A 12,059-nucleotide genomic window follows, 5' to 3' on the forward strand; every position below is an offset into this window, starting at 1 on the left:
GTCGCCTAGGAGCGGATCATCAAACCGCTATTCTCCAAAGGCCCGTCGCTGGGCGTTCGCCTGTTGGTGCTGGCCGTGCTGTCGGTCAGCCTGATGGTGGTGGACGCCCGGTTCGACTATCTGGAGCCCGTCCGCAGCAAGCTGGGGATGGTGCTCACGCCTTTCTACGGCCTGGCGGAAATGCCGGTGCGCGCCTGGGAAGGCGTGCGCGACCAGTTCAGCAGCCGTAGCGAGCTGATCGCCGAGAACGAACGCCTCAAGGCCGAGTCCCTGCTGATGCAGCGCCGGGTGCAGAAACTCGCCGCGCTCACCGAGCAGAACGTGCGCCTGCGCGAGCTGCTCAATTCCGCCGCGCTGGTCGACGACAAGGTACTGGTCAGCGAGCTGATCGGCGTCGATCCGAACCCCTTCACCCAACGCATCATGATCGACAAGGGCGAGAACGACGGCGTCTTCGTCGGCCAGCCGGTGCTCGATGCCAGCGGCCTGATGGGCCAGGTGGTCGAGGTGATGCCCTATACCGCGCGGGTCCTGCTGCTCACCGACACCACCCACAGTATCCCGGTGCAGGTCAATCGCAACGGCCTGCGCGCCATCGCTGTCGGCACCGGCAATCCCGAGCGCCTGGAATTGCGCTACGTCGCCGACACCGCCGACATCAAGGAAGGCGACCTACTGGTCAGCTCCGGCCTGGGGCAACGCTTCCCCGCCGGCTATCCGGTGGCCACGGTCAAGGAAGTGATCCACGATTCCGGCCAGCCGTTCGCCGTGGTGCGCGCGGTGCCGACCGCGAAGATGAACCGTAGCCGCTACGTGCTGCTGGTGTTCAGCGACAGCCGCACCCCGGAACAGCGCGCCAACGACGCCGCCGAGGCCCAGGAAGAGGCGGACAAGAAAGCCGCCGCCGGCGCCCAGGCGCCCCAGCCTGCCGCGCAACCGGCCGCCGCGCCGTCGCCGGCCACCCCGGCAGCCCAGGGTGCTGCGCAGCAGCCCGCCGCCGCGCCCGCGCCAGCTCCCACGCAGCCTGCCGCTCCGGCGGCGAACGGGGGACGCCGCTGATGGCTCGCGCGACTCAAGGTTCGAACAATGTCTGGGTGATCTGGCTGAGCCTGCTGGTCGGGCTGGTGCTGGCCGTAGCGCCGATGCCTACCTTCACCGAGATCGGCCGCCCGCTGTGGCTGGCGATGCTGCTGACCTACTGGGTGTTGCTGCTGCCCGAGCGCGTCGGGATGGTCACCGCCTGGCTGCTCGGCCTGGCCCAGGACGTGCTCTACGGCAACCTGCTCGGGCAGAACGCGCTGATCCTCGGCCTGATCACCTTCCTCGTGCTGTCCCTGCACCAGCGCCTGCGCATGTTCCCGGCCTGGCAGCAGTGCCTGGTGCTGGTGGTGGTCTACGGCCTGGCGCAGCTGCTCCAGCTCTGGCTCAACGCCCTGACCGGCAATCGTCCGCCGACCCTGACCTTCCTGCTCCCGGCCCTGGTCAGCGCGCTGCTCTGGCCCTGGGTGTACGCCCTGCTGCAGTTCGTCCGCCTGCGTCTCAACGTGAGGTAGGTCCGCTTCGCAGCTATGCTGCGGCGGATATCGTCATTCTTCGAAACGGGTGATCGGCGCATCGCCCGACGCGTTTCCCGGGAGCCTCCATGCCGTCGTTGTATCTCGCCTCCGCCTCGCCCCGTCGCCGTGAACTGCTGACCCAGATCGGCGTGCCGCTGTCCGTGCTCGCCACCGCTATCGACGAGTCCCCCTTGCCGAACGAAGCGCCCGCCGCCTACGTCGAGCGCCTGGCGCGCGGCAAGGCGGCCGCCGGGCTGGCTATGCTGCAAGGGCGCGGCGAGGGCGGTTGTGTCCTGGGCGCGGATACCTCGGTGGTGATCGACGGGCGAATTCTCGGCAAGCCCGTGGACCAGGCCGACGGGCTGGCCATGCTGGCTGCGCTGTCCGGGCGCGAACACCAGGTTCTCACCGCCGTGGCCCTGGCCGCCGCTGGCGGCGTCGAGGCGCGGGTGGTGGAGTGCCGGGTGCGCTTCCGCCAGGTCGCTCCGGAAGAAGCGCTGCGCTACTGGCAGAGCGGCGAGCCGGCGGACAAAGCGGGCGGATATGCGATCCAGGGCCTCGGGGCGATATTCGTCAGCCGCATCGAAGGCAGTTACAGTGCGGTGGTCGGGCTGCCTTTGTGTGAAACTGCGGAACTGTTGAGGGAATTCGGCATCCCTTGCTGGCAGCCCGTGGGTGGCAACCCGCCGTAACGCCTAACGCGCCGAAATAAGGACAGTGGACGCATGAGCGAAGAGATCCTGATCAATATCACGCCGATGGAGTCGCGCGTGGCGGTGGTGGAAAACGGCGTCCTGCAGGAAGTGCATGTCGAACGCACCCAGCGGCGCGGCATCGTCGGCAATATCTACAAGGGGCGGGTGGTACGGGTACTGCCGGGGATGCAGGCGGCGTTCGTCGACATCGGCCTGGAACGTGCGGCGTTCATCCATGCCGCCGAGATATCCAATCGCGAAGGCAGCGCCGTGGAAAGCATCAGTGCCCTGGTCCATGAGGGGCAGGCGCTGGTGGTGCAGGTGACCAAGGATCCGATCGGCACCAAGGGCGCACGGCTGACCACCCACCTGTCGATTCCTTCGCGCTATCTGGTGTACATGCCGCGCACCAGTCATGTCGGGATATCCCTGCGGATCGAGGACGAAGTCGAGCGCGAGCGCCTGAAGAAGGTGGTGGCCGACTGCGTGGCGGCGGAAGGCATCGAGGGACAGGGCGGCTTCATCCTGCGCACCGCCGCGGAAGGTGCGGGCGAGGACGAGATTCTCGCCGACATCCGCTACCTTCGCCGGCTATGGGACCAGATCGCCGCGCAGATCCAGACCGTCGGCGCGCCTTCGGTGATCTACGAAGACCTGTCCCTGGCGATCCGTACCCTGCGCGACCTGGTGAACCCGCGGATCGAGAAGATCCGCATCGACTCGCGAGAGAACTTCCAGAAGATCACTTCCTTCGTCGAAGAATTGATGCCGGAGATTTCCGATCGCCTCGAACACTACCCGGGCGAGCGACCGATCTTCGATCTCTACGGCGTCGAGGACGAAATCCAGAAAGCCCTGGAGCGCAAGGTACTGCTGAAGTCCGGCGGCTACCTGATCGTCGATCCGACCGAGGCGATGACCACCATCGACGTGAACACCGGCGCCTTCGTCGGCCATCGCAACCTCGAGGAAACCATCTTCAAGACCAACCTCGAGGCGGCCACCGCGATCGCCCGCCAACTGCGCCTGCGCAACCTGGGCGGGATCATCATCATCGACTTCATCGACATGGAGGACGAGGAGCATCGCCGGCAGGTCCTGCGCACCCTGGAGAAGCAACTGGAGCGCGACCACGCGAAGACCAACATCATCGGCATCACCGAGTTGGGCCTGGTGCAGATGACCCGCAAACGCACCCGCGAAAGCCTGGTGCAGATCCTCTGCGAGCCGTGCCCCTGCTGCCAGGGACGCGGCATGCTGAAGACTGCGGAAACCACCTGCTACGAGATTTTCCGCGAGATTCTCCGCGAGGCGCGTGCCTACCAGGCCGACTCCTACCTGGTGCTGGCCAACCAGAAGGTGGTGGACCGGCTGCTCGACGAGGAGTCGGGCAACGTCGCCGATCTCGAGGCGTTCATCGGCCGCACTATCAAGTTCCAGGTCGAGGCGATGTACTCGCAGGAGCAATATGACGTGGTCCTGCTCTGAGGCGTATGGCTGAAATGGCGGATGTGGGAAGCCTCGGAACGCGACTGCTACGGATCGTCCTGGGTCTGTGCGCCCTGGTACTGGTGCTGCTGGCGCTGTACGTCAGCCTTGGCCGGCAACTGGTGCCGCTGGTGGCCGAATACCGCCAGCAGCTGGAGGACGAAGCTGGCAAGCAACTCGGCATACCGGTGCGGATTGCCGAGCTGACGGGCTCCTGGCGCGGCTTCGAGCCTCTGGTGGTGGCGCGCGACATCCAGGTCGGCGACGGCGAACAGAGTCTGCGCCTGGCGCGGGTGCGGCTGGCGCCGGACCTGCTCGGCAGCCTGCTGGCGCGCCAGGTGCGGATCGGCAGCCTGGAGCTGGAGGGACTCAAGCTGACCCTGCGCGAAGGCGAGGATGGCCAGTGGAGCCTGGATGGCCTGCCGCACAGTGACAAGCCCAGCGATCCCCGGAAGCTCCTGCAATTCCTGCTGCAGACCCAACGCATCTCGCTGCTGGACAGTCAACTGGAGGTGGCGCCGCGGGGAAGCGCAGCGTTGTCGCTCAGCGCGGTCGGCGCGACCCTGCGCAGTTCATCGGTTGGTGGGCAGAGTCTCGATGCCCGCCTGCAACTGCCGGACGGCCAACCTCTGGCGCTGCACGCCGAAGGGCGGATCGACAGCGAGGACTGGCCGCGCAGCAGCGCCAGGTTCTATCTCAGCCTGCCGCAGAGCGACTGGGCGCAATGGTTGCCGGCCGGTCTGACCCAGGAATGGAAGATCGTCCGGGCCAAGGCCGGCGGAGACTTCTGGTTCGACTGGCGCGACGGCAAGGCGCAACGGCTGGTGGCACGGCTGCTGGCGCCGCAGTTGAAGGCCTCGTATGCCGCGCGCAAGCCGGTGGAAATCAACGACCTGGGCATGAACCTGTTTTTCGATCGCGAAGCGCAGGGCTGGAAGGTTCGGGTCGGCGACCTGGCGGCGAATTTCGGCGAGCAGCGCTGGGGCGAGGTGGAGTTGCTGTTGCGTCGCGACCAGCAGAACAACGAGCCACACTGGAAGCTGCAGGCCGACCGCGTCGACCTGACGCCCCTGGTGCCGGCGATAGAAGCGCTGGCGCCGCTGCCGGACGCGGCGGCGGAGTGGGTGGTGGGCCTGAAGCCGAAGGGCATCCTGCACAACCTGAACGCCGATTTCTGGCCGCAGCGAGAGGTGCCCGAGCGGGTCAGCTACGCAACCAACCTGGAAAAGGTCGGTATCTCGGCGTTCCATGAGGTCCCGGCGGTGGAAAACGTCAGCGGCACCTTGACCGGTACCCTGGCCGGAGGCCAGCTCGACGCGTCGGCGCAGGATTTCATGCTGCACCTGGCCAAGGTGTTTCCCGAGCCGTGGCGCTACCGCGAGGCCCGCACGCGGATGTTCTGGAGCCTGGACGACCGTGCCTTCACCCTCGGCAGCCATCTGATGCGGGTCGAGGGCGAGGAGGGCAGCCTGGCCGGCGACATGCTGATCCGCCTGATGCGCGATCCCGGCGCTGAAGACTACATGGACCTGCAGGTCGGCCTCAGCGACGGCGACGCGCGCTTCACCGCCAAGTACCTGCCGACCCAGTTGCCGGGAATGAACAAAAGCCTGGCGAACTGGTTGAAGACGGCGATCCGCAGTGGCCATGTCGAGCAGGGCTACTTCCAGTGGCAGGGCTCGCTGAACCGCGGCGCGGCGGCCGAAGCCCACGTCATGAACCTCTACTTCAAGGTTCGCGACGGCGAGCTGGCCTACCAGCCCGGCTGGCCCGCCTTGAGCAAAACGGTTGGCGAGGTGTTCGTCGAGGATTCCGGAGTCCGCGTGCTGGCCTCCAGCGGGAATCTGCTGAATTCCCGGGTCAGCGACGTCAAGGTCGACATACCTCTCGGCCGGCCGGGACAGACGCCGCACCTGTATGTGGATGGCGCCGTCGACAGTAACCTGAAGGACGGCATCAAGCTGCTCCAGGAAGCGCCGATCCCGACCCGCAAGATTTTCGCCGGCTGGGAGGGCGACGGGCCCTTGCAGGGCCACCTGAAGCTGGATATTCCACTGGACCACGACGAGGCCGGCAAGACCGGGGTGGTCGTGGATTTCTCCACCGTGGGCGCGACCCTGAAGATGCCCAGTCCGAAGCTGGATATGAGCGAAGTGAAGGGCGACTTCCGTTTCGACCTGGCCAAGGGCCTGAGCGCCCCGGCGGTGCAGGCCCGGGTGCTGGGCAGCGAGGTACGCGGGCGGATCGTCGCCGAGGGGCGCGGCGATGCGCGCACGCGCTTGCTGCTCAACGGCCAGGTGGCGGTCAAGTCACTGAGCGACTGGCTCGGCGCTGGCCAGCGTCCGTTGCCGGTCTCGGGACGCCTGCCGTTCCAGCTCAACCTGCTGCTGGATGGCAAGGACAGCCAGTTGCAGATCGATTCGGATCTCAAGGGCGCCGTCGTCGACCTGCCGGCGCCGTTCGGCAAGACGGCCGCCCAGGCGCGGCCGACCCAGTGGCGGATGACCCTGGATGGCGCCGAACGGCGTTACTGGGCGCGTTACGACGGCCTCGCCAGCCTGGCCTATGCGGCCCCGGCGGACAAGCCGCTGAACGGACGCGGCGCCCTGCGCCTGGGTGGTGACCCGGCGCTGCTGCCCTCGGCACAGGGGCTGCGGGTGCGCGGGCGTCTGGCGGAACTGGACTGGGACGCCTGGCAGGCCACTCTGAAGCGCTACGGCAATGGCGACCAGGCTGCCAGTAGCGCTGCGGGCCTGCTGCGCGGCGCCGACCTGCGCATCGACAGCTTCAAGGGCTTCGGCCAGGAGCTGAAGAACCTGACCGTCGACCTGGCCCGCCAGGAGCGGGCCTGGCAACTGGTGCTGGTCAGCGACCTCGCATCGGGGCGTCTGGTCCTGCCGGATGCCAGGGGCGCGCCGATCGTGGTCGATCTGGACCGCCTGAACCTGCCGAAGTCGACCCTTCCCGACGAGAACAAGGTGGAGGACTCGGACCCGCTGGCCGCCGTCGATCCGCGCAGCCTGCCGGCGGTAGACGTGAAGATCGGCCAGGTCGCCCTTGGCGGCCAGCCGCTGGGCGCCTGGAGCCTGAAGGTACGGCCGGGCAGCAACGGCGTGGCGTTCAACGACCTGGACCTCGACCTGCGTGGCCTGCACGTCAATGGCAGCCTGCGCTGGGACGGCAGTCCGGGCAATACCCGCAGCACCTACCAGGGACGGATTGAGGGCAAGAACCTGGCGGATGTGCTCAAGGCCTGGAATTTCGCGCCGAGCGCCACCAGCGAACGTTTCCGCATGGATATCAACGGCCAGTGGCCGGGATCGCCGGCCTACATGGCCCTGAAGCGCTTCAGCGGCAGCATGGATGCATCGCTGCGCAAGGGGCAGTTCGTCGAGGTCGAAGGCAGCGCCCAGGCGCTGCGAGTGTTCGGCCTGCTCAATTTCAACGCGATCAACCGCCGGCTGCGCCTGGATTTCTCGGACATCCTCGGCAAGGGACTGAGCTATGACCGGGTGAAGGGGGTTCTCTCCGCCACCGACGGCGTCTACATCACCCGCGAGCCGCTGAAGCTGGAAGGGCCGTCGAGCAACCTGGAGTTGAACGGTACCCTGGACCTGGCTCACGATCGGATCGACGCCAAGCTGCTGGTGACCTTGCCATTGACCAACAACCTGACCCTGGCGGCACTGATAGTCGGCGGTCCGGCGGTCGGCGGCGCGGTCTTCGTCGTCGACAAGTTGCTCGGCGACCGGGTCTCGCGCTTCGCCAGCGTGCAATACAGCGTCAAGGGCCCCTGGCAGGATCCGAAGATCAGCTTCGACAAGCCATTCGAGAAGCCCCGCTGAGCGGCGCCCGGGCCGCGACGCGGCGCTTTCGTCCGCGAGGAGGAAACCATGTCCATTGCCGTGATCCAGATGGTCAGCCAGGACGACGTGACGGCCAACCTGGCCGCCGCCCGTCGCCTGCTGGAACAGGCCGCCGAGGGCGGGGCGCGGCTCGCCGTGCTACCGGAAAATTTCGCCGCCATGGGCCGGCGCGACCTGGCCGAGCTGGGGCGCGCCGAGGCGCGGGGGAACGGGCCTATCCTGCCGTGGTTGAATTCCGCCGCTCGCGACCTCAGGTTGTGGATAGTCGCTGGAACGCTGCCGCTGCCGCCGGATGGGCAACCCGAGGCGAAGGCGAATGCCTGTTCGCTGCTGATCGACGAGCATGGAGAACGGGTCGCCCGCTACGACAAGCTGCACCTGTTCGATGTGGACGTAGCCGATGCGCGGGGCCGCTATCGTGAATCCGACGACTATGCTTTCGGTCAGAAGATCGTGGTGGCGGATACGCCGGTCGGTCGCCTTGGCCTGACGGTCTGCTACGACCTGCGTTTTCCGGAACTCTATACCGCGCTGCGCGAGGCCGGCGCAGAGCTGATCACGGCGCCGTCGGCGTTCACCGCGGTGACTGGCGCGGCGCACTGGCAGGTGCTGGTCCGCGCCCGCGCCATCGAGACCCAGTGCTACCTGCTGGCGGCCGGACAGGGTGGCGTCCACCCACGGGGCCGGGAGACGTTCGGCCATTCGGCCATCGTCGATCCCTGGGGCCGGGTCCTGGCCGAGCGGCCGCAGGGCGAAGCGGTGCTGCTGGCGGCGCGCGACGCCGCAGAACAGGCGGATATCCGCCGGCGCATGCCGGTGGTGGCGCACAGACGATTTTTCCCGCCGGCCGAACCGCGGCCGGCGCGTACGGAGTGAATATGAGCGAGTTGTTGTCATCCGTCAGCCAGCAGTTGCTGGCCCCCGGTGGTCTGGAGCTGGACAGCCTGCCCGGCATTCTTCATGAACTGAACGGCCCGGGCATCGATGCCGCCGACCTGTATTTCCAGAGCCAGGTCTCCGAGTCGTGGATGCTCGAGGACGGCATCGTCAAGGAAGGCAGCTTCAATCTCGACCAGGGGGTCGGGGTACGCGCGCAGTCGGGCGAGAAGACCGGCTTCGCCTATAGCAATGCGATCACCGCCGAGGCGTTGAAACAGGCCGCGGTGGCGGCCCGTTCGATTTCCCGTGCGGGACAGAACGGCAGCGTGCAGGCGTTCAAGGCCGTGGCGCCGGCTCGCCTGTACGCCGGCGAGAACCCGCTGGACGTGCTCAGCCGCGCCGAGAAGGTCGAGTTGCTGAAGCAGATCGACGCCGCTACCCGTGCGCTCGATCCCCGCATCCAGCAGGTCACGGTGAGCATGGCCGGCGTCTGGGAGCAGATCCTGGTAGCGGCCAGCGACGGTTCGCTGGCCGCCGACATTCGTCCGCTGGTGCGTTTCAACGTCAGCGTGATCGTCGAACAGAACGGCCGACGCGAACGCGGCGGCCACGGCGGCGGCGGTCGCACCGACTATCGCTATTTCCTCCAGGAGGATCGTGCCATGGGCTACGCCCGCGAGGCCCTGCGCCAGGCGCTGGTCAACCTCGAGGCGATCCCCGCGCCGGCCGGCACCCTGCCGGTGGTGATGGGAGCGGGTTGGTCCGGGGTCCTGCTCCACGAAGCGGTCGGCCACGGCCTGGAGGGCGACTTCAACCGCAAGGGCAGCTCCGCCTACAGCGGCCGGGTCGGCGAAAAGGTCGCCTCGAGCCTGTGCACCATCGTCGACGACGGCACCCTGGCCGGGCGTCGCGGCTCGCTGAGCGTGGATGACGAAGGCACGCCGAGCAACTGCAACGTGCTGATCGAGAACGGCGTGCTCAAGGGCTACATGCAGGACAAGCTCAACGCCCGCCTGATGGGCGTGGCGCGCACCGGTAACGGCCGCCGCGAGTCCTACGCGCACCTGCCGATGCCACGCATGACCAACACCTACATGCTGGCCGGCGAGAGCGATCCGCAGGAAATCATCGCCTCGGTGGAGAAGGGTATCTACTGCGCCAACCTCGGCGGTGGCCAGGTCGATATCACCAGCGGCAAGTTCGTGTTCTCCACCAGCGAGGCCTACCTGATCGAGAACGGCAGGATCACCACCCCGGTGAAAGGCGCCACCCTGATCGGCAACGGTCCGGAAGCGATGAGCCGGGTATCCATGGTCGGCAACGACCTGGCCCTGGACAGTGGCGTGGGAACCTGCGGGAAGGACGGTCAGTCGGTGCCGGTCGGCGTCGGCCAGCCGACCCTGAAGATCGATGCGATCACCGTCGGCGGCACCGGCGCCTGAGGCATGGCCCGGGCGCCGGCGCGACGAAACCTAGCGCAGGCCGCGCTTGGTTTCGTCCAGTTCGCGGATGTACTTGAACACTTTGCGTGCGGCGGCCGGCGGTTTGTTGTGCGCGGCCTCGTGCTGGGCGTGGCGGACCAGGCCGCGCAGGTGCTGGCGATCGCACTCGGGGAACTCCCCGACGAAGGCGTCGAGCGCTGCGTCGCCGCCGGCGATCAACTGGTCGCGCCAACGTTCGAGGGCATGGAAACGTTCGTTGTACTGGCGGGTGGAGGAGTCCACCTGGTCGATGAGGGCGACGATGGCGTCCACGTCCTGGTCGCGCATCAGTTTGCCGATGTACTGGATATGCCGTTTGCGGGCGATGTGCGCCTTGTGCTTCGGCGCCTCGAGCAGCGCCTTGCGTAGCGGGTCGGTGAGCGGCAGGCGCTCCAGCAACTGCGGTTGCAGGGTGGTCAGGCGCTCGCCGAGGTCCTGCAGGGCATGCAGCTCGCGTTTGATCTGCGACTTGCTCTTCTCTTCGAATTGCGAGTCGTCGTCGTGAAATTCAGCCATGGTGGTGGTCCAGTGGAAAACGCCGTCATGATAACGAGTCAGGGGCCGCTTGTCCGGCCCGGCCGCGTGGGCGGCCACGTCAACAGGAGAGTCAACAGATGAGTCTACATGCCGCGGCAGTCGGTCCCTCCGTGCTTCCGGACCTTCGCGAGCAGGTCGAGCAGATCATCGCCGAGGCCCGCCGCCAGGGCGCCAGTGCCTGCGAAGTGGCGGTGTCGCTGGAGCAGGGCCTGTCCACCAGCGTGCGCCAGGGCGAGGTGGAAACCGTCGAGTTCAACCGTGACCAAGGTTTCGGCATCACCCTCTACGCAGGCCAGCGCAAGGGCTCGGCGAGCACCTCGGCGACCGGCGAGGCGGCCATCCGCGAGACGGTGGCGGCGGCGCTGGCGATCGCCCGCCATACCTCCGAGGACGAATGCGCCGGTCTCGCCGATGCCGCGTTGATGGCCCGCGAGTTGCCCGAGCTGGACCTCTATCATCCATGGAGCCTGAGTCCCGAGCAGGCCGTGGAACGAGCCCTGGCTTGCGAGGCAGCGGCGTTCGCCGCCGACAAGCGGGTGACCAAGGCCGACGGCACCACCCTGAATACCCACCAGGGCTGCCGGGTATACGGTAACAGCCACGGTTTCATCGGTGGTTACGCCAGCACCCGGCACAGCCTCAGCTGCGTGATGATCGCCGAGGGCGAAGGACAGATGCAGCGTGACTATTGGTATGACGTCAACCGCCGTGGCGAGGCCTTGGCCAGCGCCGAGTCGATCGGTCGGCGCGCCGCCGAGCGCGCCGCCAGCCGACTGGGCGCGCGGCCGGTGCAGACCGCCGAAGTGCCGGTGCTGTTCGCTCCGGAAATCGCTGTTGGCCTGTTCGGCCATTTCCTCGGGGCGATCTCAGGCGGCAGCCTGTATCGCAAGTCATCCTTCCTCGAAGGCGCGCTGGGCCAGCGCCTGTTTCCCGAATGGTTGAGCATCGACGAGCGGCCGCACCTGGTCGGCGCGCTCGGCAGCGCCAGCTTCGATAGCGACGGCCTGGCGACCTATGCCAAGCCATTCGTCGAGAACGGCGAGCTGGTGTCCTATGTCCTGGGCACCTATTCCGGGCGCAAGCTCGGCTTGCCGAGCACGGCCAACGCCGGCGGAGTGCATAACCTGTTCGTCAGCCATGGCGACGAGGACCAGGCCGCTCTCATACGCCGGATGGGGCGTGGCCTGCTGGTCACCGAGTTGATGGGGCAGGGCGTCAACCTGGTGACCGGCGATTATTCCCGCGGCGCCGCCGGCTACTGGGTCGAGAACGGCGAGATCCAGTTCCCGGTCCAGGAAGTCACCATCGCCGCCAACCTGCGCGACCTGTTCCGCCGTATCGTCGCGGTCGGCAAGGACATCGAACGGCGCGGCAACCTGCATACCGGTTCTGTACTGGTCGAGTCGATGATGGTAGCCGGGCGCTGAGGCCGGGTTTCCCTCTGTAGAACGCCAGCGCTCGTCGCTGGCGTTTTCGTTTCCGCCTGTTCGATTGTCCGCCTCTATGGGGACCATGCTTGTCTTTTGCCAAGAAGAAAACAATAATCAATCTCATTAT

At 67.0% G+C, this 12,059-nt stretch carries 9 protein-coding genes; 8 read left to right on the forward strand and 1 reads right to left on the reverse strand.

The features are described 5' to 3' along the window. Positions 1-18: 18 nt before the first annotated feature. The 7 genes from mreC to tldD all read left to right on the forward strand — a co-directional run bounded on the left by mreC (position 19) and on the right by tldD (position 9,926). Positions 19-1,059 (forward strand): rod shape-determining protein MreC, encoded by a 1,041-nt coding sequence (mreC, locus tag LT948_RS18735; RefSeq protein WP_071533941.1) that lies wholly within the window; start codon positions 19-21, stop codon positions 1,057-1,059. Further along, a complete protein-coding gene (gene mreD, locus LT948_RS18740) occupies positions 1,059-1,553 on the forward strand; it encodes a rod shape-determining protein MreD (RefSeq protein WP_003094389.1) in 495 nt (164 codons plus the stop codon). The genes mreC and mreD overlap by 1 nt, the downstream gene beginning before the upstream one ends. Positions 1,554-1,642: 89 nt before the next feature. Next, on the forward strand, positions 1,643-2,248 hold the full coding sequence (locus LT948_RS18745; protein WP_073657470.1) for a Maf family protein: 606 nt from the start codon (positions 1,643-1,645) through the stop codon (positions 2,246-2,248). A 33-nt stretch (positions 2,249-2,281) separates the two neighbouring features. Then, on the forward strand, positions 2,282-3,739 hold the full coding sequence (rng, locus tag LT948_RS18750; protein WP_003094386.1) for a ribonuclease G: 1,458 nt from the start codon (positions 2,282-2,284) through the stop codon (positions 3,737-3,739). Between the two features lie 14 nt (positions 3,740-3,753). Further along, entirely contained in the window at positions 3,754-7,584 is a 3,831-nt protein-coding gene (locus tag LT948_RS18755; RefSeq protein ID WP_023096114.1) for a YhdP family protein, read from the forward strand. A 48-nt stretch (positions 7,585-7,632) separates the two neighbouring features. After that, positions 7,633-8,481, forward strand: coding sequence for a carbon-nitrogen hydrolase family protein (locus tag LT948_RS18760; protein WP_003110023.1), 849 nt, complete (start codon positions 7,633-7,635; stop codon positions 8,479-8,481). A gap of 2 nt (positions 8,482-8,483) precedes the next feature. After that, complete coding sequence (tldD, locus tag LT948_RS18765; protein WP_003094380.1) at positions 8,484-9,926, forward strand: metalloprotease TldD; 1,443 nt, start codon at positions 8,484-8,486, stop codon at positions 9,924-9,926. Positions 9,927-9,956: 30 nt separating this feature from the next. Here the strand turns inward: tldD and yjgA are convergent, their stop codons facing one another. Beyond that, entirely contained in the window at positions 9,957-10,481 is a 525-nt protein-coding gene (yjgA, locus tag LT948_RS18770) for a ribosome biogenesis factor YjgA (RefSeq protein WP_003094378.1), read from the reverse strand. A gap of 98 nt (positions 10,482-10,579) precedes the next feature. Between yjgA and pmbA the strand changes: the two genes are divergently transcribed. Continuing rightward, on the forward strand, positions 10,580-11,929 hold the full coding sequence (gene pmbA, locus LT948_RS18775) for a metalloprotease PmbA (protein ID WP_003110024.1): 1,350 nt from the start codon (positions 10,580-10,582) through the stop codon (positions 11,927-11,929). Positions 11,930-12,059: the final 130 nt, after the last annotated feature.

Source organism: Pseudomonas sp. CP-1, from assembly GCF_021213715.1.
Lineage (GTDB): Bacteria > Pseudomonadota > Gammaproteobacteria > Pseudomonadales > Pseudomonadaceae > Pseudomonas > Pseudomonas aeruginosa.

Excerpts from the sequence above, each read along its gene's own strand:
- LT948_RS18755 (WP_023096114.1), top strand. The coding sequence starts at position 3,754 with ATGGCGGATGTGGGAAGCCTCGGAACGCGACTGCTACGGATCGTCCTG.
- LT948_RS18760 (WP_003110023.1), top strand. The coding sequence starts at position 7,633 with ATGTCCATTGCCGTGATCCAGATGGTCAGCCAGGACGACGTGACGGCC.
- LT948_RS18745 (WP_073657470.1), top strand. The coding sequence starts at position 1,643 with ATGCCGTCGTTGTATCTCGCCTCCGCCTCGCCCCGTCGCCGTGAACTG.
- rng (WP_003094386.1), top strand. The coding sequence starts at position 2,282 with ATGAGCGAAGAGATCCTGATCAATATCACGCCGATGGAGTCGCGCGTG.
- yjgA (WP_003094378.1), bottom strand. The coding sequence starts at position 10,481 with ATGGCTGAATTTCACGACGACGACTCGCAATTCGAAGAGAAGAGCAAG.
- pmbA (WP_003110024.1), top strand. The coding sequence starts at position 10,580 with ATGAGTCTACATGCCGCGGCAGTCGGTCCCTCCGTGCTTCCGGACCTT.
- tldD (WP_003094380.1), top strand. The coding sequence starts at position 8,484 with ATGAGCGAGTTGTTGTCATCCGTCAGCCAGCAGTTGCTGGCCCCCGGT.
- mreD (WP_003094389.1), top strand. The coding sequence starts at position 1,059 with ATGGCTCGCGCGACTCAAGGTTCGAACAATGTCTGGGTGATCTGGCTG.